The sequence below is a fragment of the Leptospiraceae bacterium genome (assembly GCA_015075105.1).
Classification (GTDB): Bacteria; Spirochaetota; Leptospiria; order Leptospirales; family Leptospiraceae; genus JABWCC01.
In genome coordinates, this window is sequence record JABTUZ010000001.1 from 252,187 (window position 1) to 273,995 (window position 21,809).

At 35.5% G+C, this 21,809-nt stretch carries 17 protein-coding genes and 1 tRNA gene; 14 read left to right on the top strand and 4 right to left on the bottom strand.

Annotated features, from left to right (window positions below):
- Window positions 1-3 precede the first annotated feature (3 nt).
- From HS129_01295 to HS129_01305, 3 genes are all read right to left on the bottom strand, one after another.
- A complete protein-coding gene (locus tag HS129_01295) occupies window positions 4-1,128 on the bottom strand; it encodes a Re/Si-specific NAD(P)(+) transhydrogenase subunit alpha (GenBank protein MBE7410691.1) in 1,125 nt (374 codons plus the stop codon).
- 203 nt (window positions 1,129-1,331) lie between these two features.
- Complete coding sequence (locus HS129_01300; GenBank protein ID MBE7410692.1) at window positions 1,332-1,745, bottom strand: AAA family ATPase; 414 nt, start codon at window positions 1,743-1,745, stop codon at window positions 1,332-1,334.
- Window positions 1,746-1,750: 5 nt separating this feature from the next.
- Window positions 1,751-5,380: a vitamin B12-dependent ribonucleotide reductase gene (locus tag HS129_01305; GenBank protein ID MBE7410693.1), complete on the bottom strand. Its 3,630-nt coding sequence runs from the start codon at window positions 5,378-5,380 to the stop codon at window positions 1,751-1,753.
- Between the two features lie 527 nt (window positions 5,381-5,907).
- Between HS129_01305 and HS129_01310 the strand changes: the two genes are divergently transcribed.
- The 5 genes from HS129_01310 to HS129_01330 all read left to right on the top strand — a co-directional run bounded on the left by HS129_01310 (window position 5,908) and on the right by HS129_01330 (window position 9,313).
- A tRNA-Asn gene (locus HS129_01310) sits at window positions 5,908-5,980 on the top strand.
- Between the two features lie 141 nt (window positions 5,981-6,121).
- Window positions 6,122-7,021, top strand: coding sequence for a decaprenyl-phosphate phosphoribosyltransferase (locus HS129_01315; GenBank protein MBE7410694.1), 900 nt, complete (start codon window positions 6,122-6,124; stop codon window positions 7,019-7,021).
- Window positions 7,018-7,524 (top strand): TlpA family protein disulfide reductase, encoded by a 507-nt coding sequence (locus HS129_01320; protein MBE7410695.1) that lies wholly within the window; start codon window positions 7,018-7,020, stop codon window positions 7,522-7,524. The genes HS129_01315 and HS129_01320 overlap by 4 nt, the downstream gene beginning before the upstream one ends.
- 20 nt (window positions 7,525-7,544) lie before the next feature.
- Window positions 7,545-8,216, top strand: coding sequence for a hypothetical protein (locus HS129_01325; protein ID MBE7410696.1), 672 nt, complete (start codon window positions 7,545-7,547; stop codon window positions 8,214-8,216).
- 632 nt (window positions 8,217-8,848) lie between these two features.
- Window positions 8,849-9,313: a DUF1564 family protein gene (locus tag HS129_01330; GenBank protein ID MBE7410697.1), complete on the top strand. Its 465-nt coding sequence runs from the start codon at window positions 8,849-8,851 to the stop codon at window positions 9,311-9,313.
- Between the two features lie 26 nt (window positions 9,314-9,339).
- Here the strand turns inward: HS129_01330 and HS129_01335 are convergent, their stop codons facing one another.
- Window positions 9,340-10,491, bottom strand: coding sequence for a DUF1577 domain-containing protein (locus HS129_01335; GenBank protein MBE7410698.1), 1,152 nt, complete (start codon window positions 10,489-10,491; stop codon window positions 9,340-9,342).
- A gap of 86 nt (window positions 10,492-10,577) precedes the next feature.
- On the opposite strand from HS129_01335, the gene guaB reads away from it, so the two are divergent.
- The 9 genes from guaB (at window position 10,578) to HS129_01380 (ending at window position 21,804) form a co-directional block, all read left to right on the top strand.
- Complete coding sequence (gene guaB / locus HS129_01340) at window positions 10,578-12,104, top strand: IMP dehydrogenase (protein ID MBE7410699.1); 1,527 nt, start codon at window positions 10,578-10,580, stop codon at window positions 12,102-12,104.
- Window positions 12,105-12,265: 161 nt separating this feature from the next.
- Complete coding sequence (locus tag HS129_01345; GenBank protein ID MBE7410700.1) at window positions 12,266-13,048, top strand: outer membrane lipoprotein-sorting protein; 783 nt, start codon at window positions 12,266-12,268, stop codon at window positions 13,046-13,048.
- Between the two features lie 51 nt (window positions 13,049-13,099).
- Window positions 13,100-13,411, top strand: a complete 312-nt coding sequence (locus HS129_01350) for a hypothetical protein (GenBank protein MBE7410701.1) — start codon at window positions 13,100-13,102, stop codon at window positions 13,409-13,411.
- 4 nt (window positions 13,412-13,415) lie between these two features.
- Complete coding sequence (locus tag HS129_01355; protein MBE7410702.1) at window positions 13,416-14,102, top strand: 16S rRNA (uracil(1498)-N(3))-methyltransferase; 687 nt, start codon at window positions 13,416-13,418, stop codon at window positions 14,100-14,102.
- The gene (locus HS129_01360; protein MBE7410703.1) at window positions 14,099-17,290 is read left to right on the top strand and encodes a SpoIIE family protein phosphatase; all 3,192 of its coding nucleotides are present in this window, start codon (window positions 14,099-14,101) and stop codon (window positions 17,288-17,290) included. The genes HS129_01355 and HS129_01360 overlap by 4 nt, the downstream gene beginning before the upstream one ends.
- The gene (locus tag HS129_01365) at window positions 17,283-17,909 is read left to right on the top strand and encodes an START domain-containing protein (protein MBE7410704.1); all 627 of its coding nucleotides are present in this window, start codon (window positions 17,283-17,285) and stop codon (window positions 17,907-17,909) included. The genes HS129_01360 and HS129_01365 overlap by 8 nt, the downstream gene beginning before the upstream one ends.
- An 82-nt stretch (window positions 17,910-17,991) precedes the next feature.
- A complete protein-coding gene (locus HS129_01370) occupies window positions 17,992-19,215 on the top strand; it encodes a hypothetical protein (protein MBE7410705.1) in 1,224 nt (407 codons plus the stop codon).
- 308 nt (window positions 19,216-19,523) lie between these two features.
- Window positions 19,524-20,693 carry a recombinase RecA gene (gene recA, locus HS129_01375; GenBank protein ID MBE7410706.1) on the top strand — a complete coding sequence of 390 codons (1,170 nt, stop codon included), beginning with the start codon at window positions 19,524-19,526 and terminating at the stop codon, window positions 20,691-20,693.
- Window positions 20,694-20,787: 94 nt separating this feature from the next.
- Complete coding sequence (locus HS129_01380) at window positions 20,788-21,804, top strand: N-acetyl-gamma-glutamyl-phosphate reductase (GenBank protein MBE7410707.1); 1,017 nt, start codon at window positions 20,788-20,790, stop codon at window positions 21,802-21,804.
- The last annotated feature ends 5 nt before the right edge of the window (window positions 21,805-21,809 follow it).

The following is a 21,809-nucleotide window of genomic DNA, read 5'->3' on the forward strand; positions in this document are numbered from 1 at the left end:
TCCTTATTTTTTGAGTGCTTCGAGAGTTGGCGCATGACGTATTTGACCGTTATGCGAAATACATGTTCCCGAAACAATTTCATCTTCTAAATTCAATTGAATCTTTCCGTCTTTAGTCATATTTTTCAAAAAATTCAAAATATTTTTTCCGAACATTTTACTTGCATCAATTGGCACTGTACCTTGCAAATTGGAATCCCCTACAATGGTTACACCATTTTCAAGAATTGTTTTTTTATCTTGGGTGAGTTCACAGTTCCCACCCATCACAGATGCCAAATCAATTATGACTGATCCGGGTCTCATTTCTTTTATCATTTCTTTTGTAATGAGCACCGGAGCTTTTTTCCCAGGTATCAGAGCAGTGGTAATAATAATATCTGACTTTATTGCAGATTTGTGGATTGCTTCTTTCTGGCGTTTTTTATAATCTTCGCTTTGCTCAACTGCATAACCACCGGCTTTAGTAGCGTCTGCTGCGCCCTCTACTTCTACAAATCTTCCTCCAAGACTTTGAACTTGCTCTTTCACTTCAGGTCTTGTGTCAAATACCTCTACAACTGCCCCAAGCCTTCTTGCAGTAGCGATTGCTTGTAAGCCTGCAACACCTGCTCCTATAATCAACATTTTCGCAGGCGCTATTGTTCCGGCAGCTGTGGTGAGCATCGGAAAAAATCTAGGATAAAGACCGGCTGCCAAAAGCACTGCTTTGTATCCTGCAATTGTACTTTGAGAAGATAGTACATCCATACTCTGACCACGAGTGATTCTAGGAATTGCATCCAAACTAAATACAGTGACTTTTTTTTCTGAAAGCTCTTGAATCAGTGTTGAATTGATTACTGGTTGAAGGATCGACATAAAAAACTGCCCATTTTTTAAAAGAGAAGTTTCTTCTTTTGTCGGCAGATTTATTTTTAATACAAATTCAGCACTGTCGAAAATTTCTTTTTTCCCGACAAGTTTTGCACCCACATCCGAGTATTTTTTATCAGGGTAATTGCACCCTTCTGAAGCCTTATTTTCTACAAGAACTGAATGACCAGATTTAATAAGAGTCTCAACTTCTTCGGGGAGCATGACGACTCTTCTTTCGTCTTCAGATTCTTTTAATATTCCAAAAATCATTTCTGTTATTCTCCCTTCTGTAACCTTTTTAAAATAAGAATTCTAATCAATAAGAATTCTATTGTGTACTTACAAAAAAACTTGGATGTTCTATATTTTTTAAATCTTTGATGCACCTATTTATATCTTTTTTCTTGGAAAGAATTTTCTCTATTTTGATATTTTGCTTTTATAAAAAAACTAAAGCACATGAGTCTTCGAGTTTAAGGAATCAAGTTGACTTTATATTTTTCAGCCATCTTCTTTAATTGCTCATCAGGTATGTCGTGAATATTTTTTCCATTGTGTCTATTTTCTACCGTAACTACAAAAATATTGTAATCGTATTTGGAAGCCAAATGGAAGTAAGCCACCATCTCCCGTTCGGTTATAAATGTGTTATCAACAAAAATTTTTTTCATTTTGGATTGCAGGGCTGATTCAGTTTTATTTTCGCAATCTGAATAAGCTAAATGATTTTTCAAATAATCGAAAGAATACTCTTTTGTAACAGGGTTTGTAAAATAGTCATCAATAGAAAATACGGGGTATTTCCCGTTTTCGCTCAATATTCTTGAAAGCGTGGACTTACCGCAGCCAGGAAGTCCACGAAGTAGAATCAAGGAGTTTTTCTCCAAAAATTTTAACTACAGCCGGTTGTAGATCCGCAAGAAATACATTTCAAACAAGAGCCATTTCTAACCATTTGAAAAGATCCGCACTCCAAGCAAGAGTCTCCGGTGTAGCCCTTGATTCTTGCCTCTTCTTTTGAAGATGATTCTGAAGATACCGCAACTTTTGCAGTAAGAACCTCTGCTCTTGCGATTACCTCAGTTACAGAAAGTGGAGTTGGAGTAAATGTTTTCACGGAAGTCGGCGTGACCGTACTTTCATTAATTTCTTTTGTGATTACGGTAGATTGCAGAGAAGAGTCTGTGCCCACTGTTTGGGGCTTACTTCTTCCTATTTCATCTCCTCGCAGATCTTCTGGAGAGACTTGTGCAAGGTCGTATCTTCCGAGATAGGTAATTGCAAGCTCTCTGAAAATATAATCTATCACAGATGTGCCCATCTTTATATGTTGATTTCCAGAAACAATCCCATTAGGCTCAAATTTAAAGAAAGTGAATGCTTCTACAAATTCTTCTAAAGGAACCCCGTGTTGCAGTCCAAGCGAAATGGAAATTGCAAATGCGTTCATTAGGCTTCTAAACGCTGCACCTTCTTTGTGCATGTCTATAAAAATTTCTCCGAGCTGGCCGTCTTCGTATTCACCTGTTCTTAGGTAAACCTTGTGTCCTCCGACCATTGCTTTTTGTGTGTAGCCTGCCCTTCTTGTAGGAAGTTTTCTTCTTTGAGATAAGTACCGATAAATAATTTTTTCGGTTACTTTTACAGCTTCTTCTTTTTTCTCTTCCGACTTTGGAATTTCAGAATCTTCAAAGTTTAAAATTTCCAATACAGAATTTAAAGGTTGAGAAAGTTTGGATCCGTCTCTATAGAGTGCATTTGCTTTGATCATCAATTTCCAGCTTAAATTATACGCATCTTTTACGTGGTCTATGGTGGCGTTTTCTGGAAGATTGATCGTTTTAGAAATCGCTCCACTGATGAATGGTTGGGCTGCTGCCATAATTTTTATATGGGATTCATAAGAGAGGTATCTTTTTCCATATCTTCCGCATTTGTTTGCACAATCAAAAACAGGGTAATCTTTTTCTTTTAAGAAAGGTGCATTCTCTACAGTCATAGTGCCGCAAACATAGTCATTCGCCTGACGTATTTCTTCTTTGGTAAATCCTATAAATTCCAATAAGTTGAAACTTAAAGAATTCATTTCTTCTAAAGGAACTTTCAGAGTTTTTGTTAAAAATTCTTCACCAAGTAAAAATTTATTGAATGCAAAATTCAGATCAAACACAAGAGGCAATTCTTTTTCTATTTTTCCTAATACCTCGTTTGTGAAACCTTTTTCTTTTAAGCTCTGAGTATTTATGAAAGGTGCTCCGTTTAGAGTAGCGTAGCCCTTGCAGTAGTTTACAATCGCTTCTATTTCTGATTGAGAATAACCCAATTTTTTTAAAGCGGGTGGGACGGATTGATTGATAATTTTAAAATATCCTCCTCCAGCCAATTTTTTGTACTTCACTAATGCGTAATCAGGCTCAATCCCGGTAGTATCGCAGTCCATTACAAGACCGATTGTGCCTGTGGGTGCAATTACTGTGACTTGGGCATTTCTAAATCCGTATTTTTCACCGAGTTCGAGTGCCTTGTCAGAATCTTCTTTTGCTGCCTGTAGCAAGTAACCGGGGCAATTAGACGAATCAATTCCAACAGGAACAATAGTCAATCCTTCGTATTCTTCTGCGGATGCGTTATACGCTGCTCTTCTGTGGTTTCGGATTACTTTTAACATCTGAGATTTATTTTTTTCGTATCCGCTAAAAGTCCCGAGCTTGGATGCTATTTCGGCAGAGGTGGAGTAGGCAGTCATGTGCATTATACTCGTGATCGCACCTGTAATTCCCATAGCCTCTTTAGAGTCGTAAGGTACTCCAAGAACCATTAGGACTGATCCGAGGTTTGCGTAACCAAGTCCTAGTGTTCTAAATTTATAGGAAAGCTCTGCAATTTCTTTGGATGGAAACTGAGCCATAGTGACAGATATTTCTAAAATCAAAGTCCAGATTCTGCACAAGTATCTAAATGACTCTACATCGAATTGGTAGCTTTCAAAATTGATAAATTTCTGTAGGTTGGCAGAAGCTAAGTTGCATGCAGTATTGTCCAAGAACATATATTCCGAGCAAGGATTAGAGGCTTTTATTTCCCCATCTTCCGGGCAAGTGTGCCATTCGTTAATTGTTGTGTGGTATTGTGTGCCGGGGTCTGCACTCGACCAAGCTGCATAAGAAATTCTATCCCAAAGCTCTCTTGCCCTAAGCACTTTAATAGGCTTAGGCTCTCTTTTCTCTTTTTTAGATTTTTCTAATTCAGTTCTATTGTATAAATTCCAAGAAGTGTCTTTTTCTACTGCATCCATAAATTCATTTGTAACTCGAATAGAATTGTTGCTATTCTGACCGGATACAGTGTTGTAAGCATCTGACTGCCAGTCGGTCGTCAATTCTTCAAAAAGTATTTCTGTAAAACCTTGCTCTGCAAGATCAATCACCCTTTTAATGTAGTTATCTGGTACAAATACAGACCTTGCTTCTCGAATCGCTTCTCGTAAAATCGGGTTTTTATTTGGTAGAAATCTTTCTTTTTCGTTTTCTTTTGGAGTAAAATCAAAGCAAGATTTCATCACCTTGTTTAAGGCTCGATTGTTGTGGATAGAGCCTGTTACGAGTGATGCTACTTTTTTTTCTTCTTTTACTTTCCATTCTATAAATTCTTCGATGTCCGGGTGGTCCAAATCTAAACAAACCATTTTGGCTGCCCTTCTTGTAGTTCCACCGGATTTAATTGCACCTGCCGCTCTGTCCCCAATTTTTAAAAAACTCATAAGACCAGAGCTTTTTCCCCCACCGGATAGAGGCTCATTTTCTCCCCTTAAATTGGAAAAATTAGTTCCTGTCCCGGAGCCATATTTGAAGAGTCTTGCTTCTCTCACCCATAAGTCCATTATCCCACCCTCGTTTACGAGGTCGTCGTCAACGCTTTGAATAAAACAAGCGTGTGGTTGAGGGTGCTCATAAGAAGAGTTAGACTTGGTTAGTTTACCTGATTTAGGATCTACGTAGTAGTGCCCTTGAGATTTGCCGTCGATTCCATAAGCCCAGTGAAGACCAGTGTTGAACCACTGTGGAGAATTTGGAGCGGCCATCTGGCTTGCAAGAGTATAAATAGTTTCTTCGTAAAAAATACGTGCACTCTCTTCATTGGAAAAATACCCGTACTTATACCCCCAATAGGTCCAACAACCGGCAAGCCTGTGAAACACCTGTCTTGAGTCATTTTCACCAATAGTCCTGTCTTCCGGGTTTAGGTTAGCCAACTTTTCTTCATCAGGGACAGACCTTTGCAGCCATTCAGGGATTCCTTTCTCCTCTATACGCTTTAAATACTTGGGAATTCCTCGCCTGCGAAAATATTTTTGGGCTAAAATATCGGTAGCCACCTGCGACCAAAAGGATGGAACTACAATGTCTTTGGCTTCAAACACTGTAGATCCGTCTGCATTTCCTATTTTTGAATTTTTAGTAGTCCATTCTATCCCCGGATATAAAGAATTAGAGTTTTTAGTAAAATGTTTGTTAAATTTCATTATAAATCACACCACCTGCGTAAGAAAACATAAGAATTATGTCTCTCAGTCTTTGCAAGAGAAAAGTTTTAAAAAATTTTATAAATTTTTATTTTTTTTTAAATTTTTTTTAGTCAAATCCTCGCAAAAAAAGCCTATTTTTCAATCAATGCATTTTTCTCAATTTTTTGCATAAAAACAAATAGTAAAAAATAAACAATTTGTGAAACTATTTTCAATCGGAAAAATCATGAAAATTCCAACTAAAACAGAAATTTTTTCAACTAACCTTTTGCTTTAGAAACCAAAATTATTTAATCTATAGAAGTACAAAATTCCCGAACTGTCCTAACTCAAGCTTGTTATAGTATTTGACTAATGAAATTTTGTAAAATACTTTCTATCTTAAAATTACAAAAAAAAGATTCAGCTACCTAAACAATTGATTTAAAACAAATCTTCTTTGGATTGTTGAATAAACGATCCATTTCACCTACAGTAAAAAGAATTGACAGTAATCTATTTAAAAAAATCCTTGAAATTGATACTCCCCTTTAGCTCAGTCGGTAGAGCAAATGACTGTTAATCATTGGGTCGCTGGTTCGAGCCCAGCAGGGGGAGCGTATTTTTATACGCCCTCAAAATTAGATTCAATTCTGTGCTTAAAACACAATTCTTAACAAATACGAAATACAAGTGACAGAAATTCAGCGTATTTTATGTATATTCAAGGCAACAGCTAAAGGGAAATTTATTAAATAAATGGTATTTCAATATTTAAAATTAATGAGGATCCACCAGTGGATAAAGAATTCGATTCTTTTTGCAGGTTTGATTTTTGGAAAAAAACTATCTGATTCATCTGCTATACTGAGTAGTGTATTGGCTTTTTTAATTTTTTCACTTGTTGCAAGCTGTCAATATGTGATAAACGACTATATTGACAGACATGAAGACTCTCTTCACCCCGAAAAAAAGCACAGACCGCTCGCTTCGGGGAAATTGGATCCGGGCTTTGCACTAATCATTACTTGGATTATTTTACCCTTATGTTTGGTGTTTGCTTACAAATTAGACCCGATTTTCTTTTTCATACTTTTATTCTATTTTGTATTTAATTTAGCCTACAGTAAATATTTGAAGCATATAGTTATATTGGACGTAATGAGTATTAGCATAGGATTTGTGCTTAGAGCGATAGCCGGTGCAATTGTAGTCAAGGTAAGCTTTTCTTCTTGGCTCATACTTTGTACTTTTATGCTCTCCCTATTTTGGGGTTTTAGCAAAAGAAGAGGGGAATTGACTTTTCTTGAAGATAACGCTAAATCTCACAGAAAAATTTTAGAAGAATATTCTACGAATTTTTTGGATCTTATGATGGGAATTGTCGCATCACTTACTTTAATGAGCTATGTAATGTACACCTTGAGTCCATCTACTGTCGCAAATCTCGGAACAGATAAGTTAGTCTATACAATCCCTGTAGTAGTGTATGCAATATTTAGAAGTTTGTATATAATATACATAAAAAATATGGGACACAATCCGAGTAAGGCTATATTAACTGATGCAAGTGTACTCGTTTCCGGGCTTGTCTGGTTTATTATGGTTACTGTATTTATGTATTCAAATATAGATTTTAACTTTCACTTGCACCAATGAAAAAAGAAAAAATCTTTAAAATTTTTGGCTATCTAATTGTATTTTTAACTATTTCTATTGTAATTTCTTTTTTTCGGGGAGGAGGAAAACCGAATCTAGAAATCTTGGGTAAGCTAAGCGAAAATTCTATTTTACAAAATGACAATTCTCTAAAACAAGTGAAGGTTTGGTATTTTTGGGCTACATGGTGTGGGGTGTGCAAGCTAAACCAGCCTTTTATAAAATCAAATTATTCTTTTTTTAAAGATAAGATTTATTTTTTATCTATAGAAGAAGGTGAGTCTAAAGAAAATTTAGAAGCCTACATTCAAAAGAATAATATTGATTTTCCCGTGTTTCAAGGTTCCCCCGAAATACTGAAAAGTTTTGAAATAAAAGGTTTTCCGACCACTCTGTTTTTAGACAAAAATAACCAGATTGTGTTTTCTGATTCTGGAATTTTAAATCCGGTGAGTTTTTATTTGAGAATTATTTGGATACAATTATCTTCATTTTTCCGATAATTGAATTAGCCTAAGGGTGTATGAGATTCTTATTTTTTTCTATCTTGATTTCGTTCAACATTTTTGCACAAAATGTAAAAAAATATACAGTATCTTTGAAAGATATTGAAACTGAGTTTGGTTTTCAAATTGAAGTCAGAAATGATTTGCAACACACTGTAGTCAGAAAGAAATTTTTTACGAATCAATTTGATTTAGAAATTCCTACAGGAGAGCATAAATATCGATTTGGAATAATCGGTAAAAATGGAGAAGTGTACCTCTGGTCGAGCTGGAGTTCTTTGGCTGACAATCAGTTTACCGGATTGTTTCTCGTACCAAATCTTTTAGAGCCTACAAACAATCACTCATTGGATATTTCATATACAGATTCTATCCAGTTTAAATGGACTAAAATTGATAAGGCGATTTTTTATATTTTTGAAATTTATCAAAATAGAACATTTGGAGAAACCTTAGTTTTTCAGACAGAAATTTCTAAAAATTTTATAACTCTTGAACAATTTGATTCTTTGTCGGAAGGAAAATTTACGTGGCAGGTAAGGGCAGTTTTCCCCAAAGAAAGTGGGATTAAAAATGTTTTTAATTCAAATAGGAAGCATTTTTATTTGTATTTGTCTAAACCTGTTAAATTTTCTTCTCCAGAAGATTTAATTATCCTATCTCCTAAAAATCAATTTGTAGATCATTAATTTTCAAATTGGTCGGGCGTTGCATTTATATGGGACTATTCTTTGGCTGATGAGGACTGAAATAGTGAAGTTGGTTATTTTTTTTAAATTAGTTTTATCTTGTAGATAGAGTTTTTGAGCTTTCGCTTTTGGTGCAGATTTTGCACTTTTCGTGCAAAAATGTGGGATCTCCACTCTTTTCAGTAAAGTGTGTGCTTAATACCAATTGTGAACCTTTTATGCAAAAATGTGGGAACTCCAATTCGGAGGACTGATGCTTGAAGTCTGAGGTCGGAAATAGTGGAGGTAGAATCTTTTCTAAATAGGTTTTATTTTTTAGGATGAGGTTTTGATCTTTAGTAGAGTTTTTGAAATTTCGCGTTTAGTGCAGATTTTGCACTTTTCGTGCAAAAATGTGGGATCTCCACTCTTTTCAGTAAAGTGCATGCTTTATACCAATTGTTCACCTTTCACGCAAAAATGTGGGAACTCCACTTTTTTAGGGGATTTCAAGAAATTACGCCTTTAGTGCAGATTTGGGACTTTTTCTGTAAAAGCTAAAAATTTTCTAAAAATGCAAAAATTTTTTTTCTAAAGCAAACTTTTTTTACCTTATAAAGGAGAGCAGAAAAATTTACTTTAAGGAGAAATTTATGAACCCAGAAAAATATGTAGAAACACAATCGAGCTTGCTTGTTCCGGCAAAATACATGGACGAGTTCAATAGAAGAACAACGGGTTTTTCGAGACGAAAATATTTGCACGCATTGCTGAACAGATACAGAAATGTGATTCTTTGGGGTACTTTTGAGAAAATGGATAGAGTAAAGAAAGCGTATCAAGAAGTCGGGCAAAATTTGCAGAAGAAGAATTTTACCCCGAATAACGATGACTGGATTGAATTGGGGATTCTTGCAGACTGGCTTGGCACCACTAAGACCGCTCTTTTTACTCTTCTGTTAGTGCTTGACCTTGCTGAATGGGACATAATTCTCCCCAGCAGGTTCTTCGAGAATGGAGTTCCCACCCCGGTAACCATGATTGCGGGGGGTTCTTACCTCTCCAAGAGAAAAACAACTCGCTACAATAGACTAAAACGACACAAACCCGACGAATAGAAAAGAACCCTGCTAAAACAGGCAATTCAAGAGCCGGGCTTTCTAATCGTATTTTTTAGGGCATTCAGGTTATCCAAGAATCTTTTTTTCTCTCCCTGTCTTGCTGAGTTTCCCATGAGGGCTATCCCAAGGTATATATTCCCGTCTATATCTTTTGAAACAGACCGGATTAGACCGAATGTAGTCAAAGGAGACTGCATTTTAAAAAATATATCAAATGTGAACCCGGCGTGTTTAGGTAACTCGTTTATTAATTCTTTGTTGTCAATTTTTACTTTAAGTCCACCGGAAGATAGGTCTGTGACCGGGAATTTTTCTGTATTGATAGAGGTGTTTGATTCTCTAATTCTATCAACCATCTCAAAAGTGAGAGTTTTGATTTCCATAACCTTCCCCAAATCAAATGGAGTACTTTTACTTTGCATCTGAATGTATCCAATTGGAATTGCAACTTGGTCATGGTTTACATAAATGACAGGAACGATCATTTCAGATACGATTTTCTTAGCTTTGTAGTCATTGATAACTTGTGAAATTTCATCGTCCAGCTCTTCAGCGTAATCTATAAAATCATCATTCAGAGCTTTATAAGAATCCTTATCTGATGTATTTTCGATAAAGATAGTTTTGCCTGATCTTCGGACTAAGTTTAGCTTTTCGTCCACCCCCGAAAATACATCTACTTTTACGATATCGCAACTCGCTTTCAATTTTGTTTCATAATCTGCAAAATTAACTTTTACGAATGTTGGGATATTGTAAAGGCTTGCATCGATATTTGTTTTACTTGTACGAATATTAGTCACCCAGACTGTATTTGCTGGAGGTTGTATTCTTTTATCTTCTCTATCTTTTTTTGCAATAGTAATTGAGTCTATCTGCATAATATAGTGGCTTTGGGGCTTTTGAGCTAAAACAGTGCATTGAAGGCTAATGTACCTTGCTAGAACTTTGAAAAGAATGATTTTTTCACCTTCTTTTAGGTCGCGATTTTCGCTTATCCAAACATGGATTTTTGATGAGTCAGCCGAAAGCTCTTTTATAATAGCTGTAGAGTTGCTATTTGCGCCTTTTATATTCATTTCTGCCTTTATTAAAAATTTGGAAATGATATGCTTTTTTTTGGCAGTTTCTGAAACTAACTCAGATTCTCTTTTTTTCCTTTCAGATATATCCAAAGAAATTCCCTCTTTTTTTAAAAAATTATAGCTTTAATTACTGTAATTTTAAACTATTTACTCATATTCAAATATTTGGTAGAATAATGTCAAAAAAAGAAATATATGACAAGTCTATTTTAGACGGACTTTCAGGCGAGCAGCTTTTTAATCATCAGATTGGGCTGACTTATAGGGATTTTTTGGTTCTTCCGGGGTTTATTGATTTTAACCCGTCGGATGTAGATTTAGAAACAAAATTAACCAAAAATATTACGATTAAGAGACCTTTGATCAGCTCTCCTATGGACACAGTAACAGAATCTTCGATGGCGATTGCTTTAGCCTTACAAGGGGGAATTGGAATTGTTCACTACAACAATACGGTTGAATCCCAAGTTGGGCATGTCCAGAAGGTGAAGAGATATGAAAATGGGTTTATCACTGACCCTCAGGTGCTTGGCCCTAATAATACGATTCAGGACTTAGATGAGATCAAGGAAAAGTATGGGTTTTCCAGTATTCCTATTACAGAGGATGGGACATCAAATTCTAAACTAATTGGAATTGTTACAAACAGGGACGTAGATTTTGAGAATGATCGTACAATCATGTTAGGCAAAGTGATGACTACGAATCTGATTACGGGCCCTGTTGGGTTGTCTTTGAGAGAAGCAAATGAAAAATTAAAGATCACAAAAATCGGAAAGTTACCTTTGACAGACAAACAAGGCAGGATTGTATCTCTTGTAACTCGAAGTGATTTAAAGAAGAATAAAGAATTTCCAGATTCATCAAAGGATCAAAATAAACGATTACGAGTTGGAGCTGCAATTTCTACATTACCGGAATCTAGAGAAAGAGCTGCTGCACTTGCTGAGGCTGGAGTAGATGTGATAGTAATAGATTCTGCTCAAGGTAATTCAGAGTATCAGATTGAGATGATTCGATTTTTGAAAAATAGTTTTAAAGAGTTAGAGATCATTGGTGGGAATGTTGTAACCAAGAGTCAATGCAAAAGCCTTATAGATGCAGGTGCTGACGGACTTCGAGTAGGAATGGGACCAGGCTCGATATGTATTACACAAGATACTATGGCAGTGGGAAGAGCGCAAGCTACAGCAGTGTATATGACTGCAAGCTATGCGTCTCGTTTTGGAGTGCCTGTAATTGCAGATGGAGGAATTTCTAATATTGGAGACATTGCAAATGCTTTAGCAATAGGTGCTTCGACTTGTATGATGGGGTCTATGTTTGCAGGAACAAACGAAGCGCCGGGTGAATACTTTTATGAAAATGGGGTTCGTCTAAAAAAATATAGAGGTATGGCAAGTCTTGAAGCAATGCAGGCAGGTGGAGAGAAAAGATATTATAGCGAAAGCCCTAAGATAAAAGTAGCACAAGGCGTTAGTGGTGCAGTTGCAGATAAAGGCTCAGTGATTAATTTTGTTCCGTATTTAGTTCAAGGTTTAAAACTTTCACTTCAAGATATGGGGTATAGAAATATTTCAGATCTTCACAATGCGTTAAAAGATGGGAGTCTTAGATTTGAAAGAAGATCAGAGTCTGCTCAAATGCAAGGATCTGTTCATGGGCTTTATTCCTATGTAAACCCTGTCATGCGTGTTGAGTAAAAAGGTATTTTGAATAGACAATGAAAGAAAATAGATTGTATTCGGCGAAATTTATGACGCTACTGCAAAAACCCCTTTCAGGGCTTTTTACAACGCTAGAAAATGGCACTTTTATTGGCTTTTTGAACAATTGCTTTTTCAAAAAAAGACTTTTTGCAGGTATGCCATTTATAAAAATATTATTTATAGCGAGTATGATTGTATTATCAGCTTTTTCTGATTCACTTTTTTCTGATCCGATTACCGGAAAAACCGCACAAGAAATGATCGCAAGGTTGGACCAAACTATCAATCTGGGTCAAGGTTTGGTTCGAGCCAATTTGACTCTTATTAAACGCTCTGGAGACAGCACTACTTGGAAAGTCAATATATTCAGAAATAAGGACGACTCATTGTATTTGTTTGAGAGGGGTGGGCGAGGGCTTGAAGCAAAAATTTTATTTAAAGATGAAGGCGATCGGGTATTTTTATACAATGCGAATTCTGCTAAAATTTTTCAAAAGAATGAAGAAGAAAAATTTGAGCCCCATTTTACGACTGGGTTTAGTTTTATTGATTTGTCTGGTTATTCTTATCAGGTGAATTACAACCCAATCATATTGGGGAATCAAGATATAAGTGGTAAAAGTTATTTGAGGGTGTCACTAAAGCCTATCCTTGGCTATAGTTATAAAAAATTAGTGTTACTGTTTGAGAATCCGATTTTACGACCTACAAGAATTGATTTCCATGATAAAGATGGTGTCCTTTTTAAAACATTAAATTTTAAGTATTCTAAGTTACGCATAAAAAGTAAAAACATTACTTCAGAGGTAGAGTTCCCTTCGAGGTTGGAAATGCTTGATTTGAATACGGGAGGTATTTCTGTTTTGGAGTATTTGGATATAGACAGGGATGTAATCCCGGACAAGTCACTTTTTGAATCAGCCAATCTCAATAAATAGAAGTATGCTCAATCGTTCAAAACGATATATAGAAATCATTGGAAGAAATATATGAAATTAATTTTGAATCTAATGATTTCTTATAATTTTAAAAAGCCGATTGTATATTTCAGAAGCGATGGAAAAAAAATCAAGATATTGGATTTTTATAATATAGAAAATCTCTTGTTTAGGATTTTTTACTCTATAAAAAGAATGATTCGGATTGGAAAAAATCGTCAAATTCTGGAAATGCCTTTTTTTACGAGTTTAAAAATGTTCGATGTTTCTACGGAAACTATTTCTATAATTGATTTCTATAAGGTTCTTAGGGATGCTATATCGAATAAGTCTTTATTCGATGTAGCCAATATCAATAAATAGGAAGATGATTTTTTTTAGAGAGAATTCAGATTTGTTAAATGAGATTACTTTATTGCAGCCAGAAATAGAACATCTAAAAAGTTTTAGAATTTTTCACAAAGATAAAGAAGTAGAATTTAGAGACGGAAGTGGGAATTCTTTTTTTTATTATGTTCAAGAGTCTTCAGAAAAAGGAATTTTACGAAATAAAAAAATCTTTCAAGAGAAAGAGTATGCTATTGAAATCGCAACTGCAATTCCAAAATCAGAAAGGTTGGATTTTTTGATTCAGAAAGGCACAGAAATCGGAGTGAGCCGATTTCTATTTGTGAATTTCATGCAATCAGAAAGAAAAGATTTTAATTTAGATAGGTCACAAAAAATTATTAAAGAAGCTGCCTCTCAATCAAAAAGGCATTTCCTGCCTAAAATCCAAAAATATGAAAAATTAGAAAAGTTATTGGATTCCGGAAAAAAGTTTTTTTATTTGGACCCTTTGTCAGAAGAAAATATATCCGAAGAAAAAATAAAAAATCGTGTTCCGATTATTGGACCGGAAGGCGGGTTCAGAAAAGAAGAGATCGAGTTATTGAGCAAGAGAGGAGTCAGTGGGTATTGTATTGGTAAAAATATATTAAAAATTGAAACTGCTTTTTTGTATATTGCGTCTGTTATTCAGTATATTTCTTTTTTTTCGGAGAAGGATACATGAAAACCTTGTTGAGTTGGGTTATTTTAACAGTAGGTATTTTTTCTTGTTCAAAATACGACAAGAATATAACTCCACCTAAAGCTATTCAAGGCGTTTTCGATGCAAGAGAATGGGCTTTTGAAAATAAAAATCCTATTTCTCTTTCAGGAGAATGGGAATTTTATTGGAATGAAATTGTTTATAGTGGAGATGAATTTACCAAAGAGAAAAAAATGTTCATACAAGTTCCAGGAATTTGGAACAATACCGAGATTGCAGGAATGAAACTTGGTGGAGAAGGCTACGCTAGTTATCGCCTGATAGTGAAGACAAATTCTAAAACTCCTCTCTCCCTAAAAAGAATACACAGTGATAGTGCTTTTGATTTTTTTGTGAATGGAAAAAAAATCATTCAACGAAATGATTTTGGAGTGAATGAAGACTCCTCTCACCCCAGCTACTATCCACAGATTGTTCACCTTCCGTTTCGCGAGGACGGGGCCTATGAAATTATTGTACACGTTTCTAATTTTCATCATGCGAAGGGAGGGATACGCGAAGCGATTCTTATTGGTGATGAGGATGAAATCGCCAATTTAAGAGAGAAGAATATTTTTCTTGATTCATTTTTGTTTGGTAGTCTTTTAATTATCGGGTTGTACCATTTCGGCTTGTATTCTTTAAGAAGAAACGATAGATCAACTTTGTACTTTGGATTTTTCTGTCTATTGATGGGGATACGAACTTTGTTGACCGGAGAGGTTTTGTCTTCTCGTTTATTTCATTTTTTAACTTGGCCTGTGGGTTTAAAAATTGAGTATTTGACTTTTTATCTTGGAACGCCTTTTTTTCTTTTCTTCTTAAACTCCATCTTCCCAAGAGAATCAAAAAAAATACTATATCGAATTTTATTAACTGTTAGTGTGCTTTTTACCTTAATTGTTATATTAGCACCAGCTATAATTTATACAAAAACTTTAAATGCAATGATGGTCGTGACTCTTATTGCCATACTTTATATAACTTGGGTAATGGTTCATGCCGTGAAAAGAAAAAGAGAAGGAGCAAAATCTTTTTTTACCGGATTACTAGTTTTTATAGGATGCGTCGTAAACGATATATTATACACAAGTCAAATAATTTATTCTTCCTACTTGGGTACTTACGGATTTTTCTTTTTCGTATTTTCACAGTCTTTTCTTTTATCTGTTCGGTTTTCCAAAGCATTTAAAAAAATTGAAGAGTTGTCTTATGACTTAGAGAAGCAAAATGAAAAGTTGGTAAACTTGGATCAATTAAAAGATGAGTTTCTTGCAAACACTTCCCATGAATTGAGAACACCTCTAAATGGAATAATAGGAATTGCAGATTCTATGATTCATGGAGCTACAGGAGAAATTAGCGATATTCAAAAGGAAAATCTTTCTCTCATCAAAGACAGTGGAAAGAAACTTTCAAATTTAGTTAATGACATTATGGATTTCTCTAAACTAAAAAATCATGATTTAGAGTTGAACCTTCACCCGCTAAACCTGAATCAAATTGTAGATGTAACTCTGACTATTTGCAAAAGTTTATTGAAGGGAAAAAATATTATTTTAGAAAATAAAATTCCTGAAAAATTTCCTTCGGTTATAGCAGATGAGAATCGACTTCAACAAATTTTATTTAATCTAATTGGCAATGCAATTAAATTTACAGATGCGGGTAGCGTGAAAGTAATTGTCGGTACAAACGGAGATCATGCAGAGGTATCAATTATAGATACAGGAATTGGGATTTCTAAAGAAAAACAAAAAGAGATTTTTAACGCTTTTGAACAAGTAGATTCTTCTATTTCCAGAATTTACGGGGGCACAGGTCTTGGACTTTCTATTTCAAAAAAACTTATAGAATTGCAAGGTGGGAATATTCGAGTTCAATCAGAAGAAAGTAAGGGATCTACGTTTACGTTTACAATACCTATTTCACGAGATACGCAAATATCAAAAAGTGAAACTCTATACGGAAGAAGTGATTTTTCAGAGGGAGAAGTTAATCCTTCAAATAAAAAAACTAACTTTGAAATACAAAAAGATCTGAATTCTAAAAAAATCTTGGTCGTTGACGATGAATCGATAAATATACGCGTTTTAGTTAATCAGTTGAATCTCGAAGGGTACGATATTCATTCTGCAAGCAGTGGGTTAGAAGCCTTGAAATTAATCGAAGACGGTCTATGCCCAGAATTGGCGATTCTTGATGTGATGATGCCGCGAATGAATGGTTATGAATTGTGTAGGCATATTCGGAAAAAATATTCAATGACTGAAATGCCGATTCTACTGCTAACAGCCAGAAAGCAGATACGAGATATAGTGGCAGGATTTGATGCAGGAGCAAACGATTTCTTGAGTAAGCCGTTTGAAAGAGAAGAGCTTTTAAAAAGAATAGAAACCTTGATAGAGTTGAAGCGTGCAGTGAGCAATAATGAAAAATTTATTTCTTATAGAAAGGAGTTGGAAATAGCTACGAAAATCCAGAAGTGGATTTTGCCGGATAGTTTTCCTGAGATTCCTAATATACGTTATGCGTCATTATATCTCCCTATGACAGAGATTGGTGGAGACTATTATGATTTCCATTGGATGGGAGATGAAGGGTTAGGAGTTTTTATAGGAGATGTTTCCGGGCACGGGATACCTGCAGCTATGATTTCTGCTATGACGAAGATTGCATTCTCCATGCAAAAGCATAACGCAAAAGACCCTACTCTATTATTGAAAGGGATTAATGAAATATTGGTAGGAAAAACTGCAAGACAATTTCTAACGGCGGCTTACATGTATTATGATACACAAACTCGAATTATGAAGTTGTCAGTTGCGGGTCATCCTGCACCGATTGTACTGAATCGAAATACGGGGGAAAAGTTTATACCAGAAATAAAAGGGAGGGTTGTAGGAGTTTTTCCAGACAGTGAATATAAACAAGTGGAATATACTCTTGAGAAAAATACCAGAGTGTTTTTATATACAGACGGGGTAATCGAAATTTTAAATCGGCAAAATGATATTTTTGGTGAAAAAAGAGTTGAAGAAATTTTACAATCAAGCTTAAATTTAGACGCAAATGAAATTACTCTGCTTTTTGAAAAAGAGTTGTCTAAGTGGTCCGGACGTGAAGTCTTCAATGACGATGTTACGATTTTGGTGTTGGATTTTGCTTAGAAAAATTGAAAGTATCATTTCTTTGGAATTTATTATTTTAGTACTGTGTTTTACTTTTTTTCAAATCGAATTATACGCCTGGGATATTTCCAAAAATAAAGACGGAATCAAAGTTTCTACAAGATACACAAAAGAGTCCAATTTAAAAGAATTCAAAGCCGAGATGGAAGTCAATGCACCACTCAATAAATTTATTATTATAATGGAAGATGTATCAACTTACCCTACATGGATGCACAATTGCCAAGAAGCAAAAATTTTAAAAACAATTAATAAAAACGAAAGGATTACTTATCTCGTGAATGGTGCGTCTTGGATAACTCAACAAAGAGATATGGTCATTCATTCTAAAATCATCAGGCAACCTGCCACAAAAGAAATATTAATCCAATTGGATGGGAAGCCGGACTTTATCCCTCCTCAGGAGGATTTTATTCGAGTTCCAAGGGTAAAGGGGTATTGGAGATTTATTTCCATAAATTCCAATAAGACTCGTGCTATTTATCAATTGATATTGGAGCCGGGAGGAAGTATTCCGAATTGGCTTGCAAATACCACTGTAGTGGACACACCTTTTAGTACTATGACGAATCTAAAAAAACTCGCCGAAGAAAAATAAAATAATCGTCTTAAATTTATACTTGCAAAAAAGTTTCCATTTATAGAAAAATTAATTGATACCCATGAAGAAAGGAAGTAAAATGAAACAAGCCTATAAATATCTAATCGCAGCCTCAGTCGTTTTTATTGTACTACTTGCTATGTATGCGATATTTTCACCCGATAAACCCTCCGAAAAAAAATCAAAAACCTCCGAGTCCGAATATATGAGCTTTAAGAAAGACCCGACTTTGGAGCAATTGGGGGATACGGGATTTGAAACTATTACAGATGATGCAGAGCAGATGCTGGAATTTTATAAAAAATGGTCTCAATACCCACCCTTTTCTCGCCCACTTCACAAAGGACAAGTTGACCTCACTGACCCTTATAACCCTGAGCGTCCGGCTATCGGAATTATTTCTGTTCCTGCGTCTCAATGTTCTCCAACTAAAGAAGGTGGAATTCGATGCGAAAAACCAGCTGTGTTTACAGATCACCAGTGCAAACTCACTCCAGAAAAATCTATTTCAGTCGGGAAGAAAGATTTTCACGTATTCTTGAGTTGTAACGATCAAAAAGGACAACTGCTTCCGATCACTAAAATTGTACCAAAAGTTTATACTATTCCTTTTAGAGAATCTATCCCTTCTCTTCCGGTAATTCATTTTGGGGACGATGGAACAAATGGAGACATAGCTAAGGGAGACAACCAATATACTTTTCTTCTTCGACCTACATCCAACGATTGGGGAGATATGTTTCTTGAAGTTGATATGGAAATTGGAGGGAAACCCCACAATCAGAGGGCAACTTGGTATAGCACACCAATCCCTGTTGCTGAATTCAAATCAGGTATTCGAGATAGCATAAAAGACGGTAGCCTTGTAGTGACAGTTCCAGTGAATATCTTAAAAAAAGGGTACTACCATTTTGACGCAAATATCCAAGGATCCGGTGAGGATAAGGATTTTGTAGCTACAAGTTCTTGGGAAGGAGATATTGACTCAGGAGCACAAAAAATTGACTTTCAGTTTTTCGGGAAAATTATCAAAGATTCAAGAATTGATGGTCCCTATCTTGTAAGAGAAATAAGAGGAAAGCGAAACAATTCTCCCGTAACCCCTTCTATGGTGAATAAGGCGATGACTGAGGGAAAGGAAATTTCCGGAACTCACAAAGAGCCTCTTTGGGAATATTTAGAGCCTCCTCCTAACTACACTACCTCTGCATACCAATACAAAGAATTTTCAGGGGAAGAATGGAATTCTAAAGAAAAAGAAGAAAGGCTTCAATTTTTAGAAAAGCAAGTAAAATCAAAATAACAAAAAAAGGTAAAATTTTTTAAAAAAACACTATACAAAATTCTACTAAAAATTTACTATGTTTATATATATTCTACTTAAGGACGAGCTTGGTGCAGAGAATTTGATTTTAGTAGATTTTTTTTGGAAAAATTGCATAGATTTTAAAAATTTTGTAGTTTTTTAGCAAAATTTGTCTGTGTGGTATTATAGAATGAAATTATTCCAAAAGTGAAAAATTTGAGGAAAAGACGAAAATAGTAGAAAATTTTTTTTACCAAACTTTAAAAAATTTACCTATATATAGAAACGAGTAAGGAACAGGAAAAATGAAGAAAGCAAAAGAAGAAAAAACTGAAGAATTTCAAAACGCAAAGAATGACGAAAAAAAACAAGCTATCGACGCAGCGGTAAGTCAGATAGAGAAACAATTCGGGAAAGGCTCGATAATGAGGCTTGGAGGAAATACAGAATCTACTGTGATTCCTGTGATTTCTACAGGCTCTTTGGATTTAGACATAGCTCTTGGGATCGGTGGGCTTCCTATAGGCAGGATAGTTGAAATATACGGACCTGAATCTTCTGGAAAGACCACACTGATGCTTTCGGCTATTGCCGAAGCACAGAAAAAAGGGGGGATCGCTGCTTTTATAGACGCAGAGCATGCCTTGGATCCTTCTTACGCTAAGAAACTTGGCGTAAGCGTTGAAGATTTGCTCATAGCTCAACCGGATACAGGTGAAGAAGCCTTAGAAATCTGTGAATCTTTGGTTAGGAGTAATGCAATCGATATAATCGTGATAGATTCGGTTGCGGCTCTTGTACCTAAGGCAGAAATAGAAGGGGATATGGGGGATTCCCACATGGGCTTGCAAGCCAGACTAATGTCGCAAGCTCTCAGGAAATTGACTGGTACTATATCAAAGTCCAATACTACTGTGGTTTTTATTAACCAAATTCGGATGAAGATAGGGGTAATGTTTGGTTCTCCCGAGACTACAACTGGTGGAAATGCGCTAAAATTCTATGCAAGCGTAAGGATGGATATTCGTAAGATAGAGACTTTGAAAGATAAGGAAGACCCCTACGGTAACAGGGTAAGAGTCAAAGTAGTAAAAAATAAGTGCGCTCCTCCGTTTAGGCAGGCTGAGTTTGACATTTTATTCAATTCCGGCATATCGAGAGAGGGGTCATTAATAGATTTAGCAGTAAAGCACGACTTGATTGTGAAGGGTGGCTCTTGGTATTCTTACAATTCCGAGAAAATCGGGCAAGGAAAGGAAGCTGCAAAGACTTTCCTATTAGAAAACCCAGAAATTGCTGCGAAAATAGAGGATCAGATAAGAGATTTAAACGATCTTCCTAAATCGGCACCTAAAACGCCTGCAAATTCTGTCAAGACCATAAATTCGGAAAAATCTGACAAAAGTGAAAAAAATTCGCAAAAAAAGAACTCCGGACTAGAAGAAGAGCTTGAAGCAATTGAAGCCACCGGATAGAATAGACAAAAGGCTTTCTTTTTAGAAACTATGAACGCCGAGCCTTAAAAAGCTCGGCTTTTTTTTAAACAGTTTGCAGTAGGACTCTTAAAAAATGAACGTATCTATCATCGGTGCCGGAGGGCTTACCGGTAAAGAACTGATTTCTCTATTAACTCACCACCCAAATATTGAAATTTCCCATATCACAAGCAATAAAACTCCGGGATTAAAACTCTCGGAGGTATTTCCTGCTACTCGATATAAGAAAGATCTTGTGTTTAAGAAGCACGAAGACGAAATCCCAAAAGATTCTTTGGTTGTGCTTGCAGTCCCAAACGATGTCTCCTTGCAGATTACCCCTAAATTATTGGATAAGGGTTACAAACTGATTGATTTATCAGGAGCATACAGGCTACACAATCGGGAAATCTTTGAAAAATACTACAAGTTGCAGCACGATTCTTTTTCATTAATGAAAGATGTAGTGTTCGGGCTACCTGAAATTTTTAGAAAACAAATTCAAAACTCCAGATTTGTATCTAACCCGGGTTGTTATTCCACTTCTGTGATCCTACCCTTGTTTTTTTTAGGGGAGTTACGAAAAAAAATTCACTGCCCTGTAGTGGTTGACTCTAAGTCGGGGGTAAGCGGTGCAGGGGGTAGGACTGAAGATATAGGATTCACTTTTACCAATACCTATGAAAATTTTCGAGCCTACAAGATTTTCCATCACCAACATTTTCCAGAGATGGAAGAATACTCAAGAGCTGGAAGCGATAAACAGATTAAGATAATTTTTACTCCTCATTTGTTGCCAATTTATAGAGGAATCTTGACTACAATTGTAATTCAATTTGAAGAAAGTGTCTCAAAAGAAGAGATTGAGAAAGAACTGAATCAGTATAGAAACGAGCCTTTTGTCAGATTTTATAATTCTCCCGAAGAAATTGAGTTGAAAAATGTGCAAAATACGAATTTTTTAGATATTGGTTTTAAAGTAGAGGAAAATATCCTAATTCTAGTTTCTGCGTTAGACAATTTAGTAAAAGGTGCGGCAGGTCAGGCTTTGCAAAATATTAATCTAATGTTTGGTTTTGACGAAAGAAAAGGATTGATAGATTTTCAGTAGTTTCG

Coding starts and splice junctions, on each gene's coding strand:
- HS129_01295 (MBE7410691.1), bottom strand. CDS start 1,128: ATGATTTTTGGAATATTAAAAGAATCTGAAGACGAAAGAAGAGTCGTC.
- HS129_01305 (MBE7410693.1), bottom strand. CDS start 5,380: ATGAAATTTAACAAACATTTTACTAAAAACTCTAATTCTTTATATCCG.
- HS129_01315 (MBE7410694.1), top strand. CDS start 6,122: ATGGTATTTCAATATTTAAAATTAATGAGGATCCACCAGTGGATAAAG.
- HS129_01320 (MBE7410695.1), top strand. CDS start 7,018: ATGAAAAAAGAAAAAATCTTTAAAATTTTTGGCTATCTAATTGTATTT.
- HS129_01325 (MBE7410696.1), top strand. CDS start 7,545: ATGAGATTCTTATTTTTTTCTATCTTGATTTCGTTCAACATTTTTGCA.
- HS129_01330 (MBE7410697.1), top strand. CDS start 8,849: ATGAACCCAGAAAAATATGTAGAAACACAATCGAGCTTGCTTGTTCCG.
- guaB (MBE7410699.1), top strand. CDS start 10,578: ATGTCAAAAAAAGAAATATATGACAAGTCTATTTTAGACGGACTTTCA.
- HS129_01345 (MBE7410700.1), top strand. CDS start 12,266: ATGCCATTTATAAAAATATTATTTATAGCGAGTATGATTGTATTATCA.
- HS129_01350 (MBE7410701.1), top strand. CDS start 13,100: ATGAAATTAATTTTGAATCTAATGATTTCTTATAATTTTAAAAAGCCG.
- HS129_01355 (MBE7410702.1), top strand. CDS start 13,416: ATGATTTTTTTTAGAGAGAATTCAGATTTGTTAAATGAGATTACTTTA.
- HS129_01360 (MBE7410703.1), top strand. CDS start 14,099: ATGAAAACCTTGTTGAGTTGGGTTATTTTAACAGTAGGTATTTTTTCT.
- HS129_01370 (MBE7410705.1), top strand. CDS start 17,992: ATGAAACAAGCCTATAAATATCTAATCGCAGCCTCAGTCGTTTTTATT.
- recA (MBE7410706.1), top strand. CDS start 19,524: ATGAAGAAAGCAAAAGAAGAAAAAACTGAAGAATTTCAAAACGCAAAG.
- HS129_01380 (MBE7410707.1), top strand. CDS start 20,788: ATGAACGTATCTATCATCGGTGCCGGAGGGCTTACCGGTAAAGAACTG.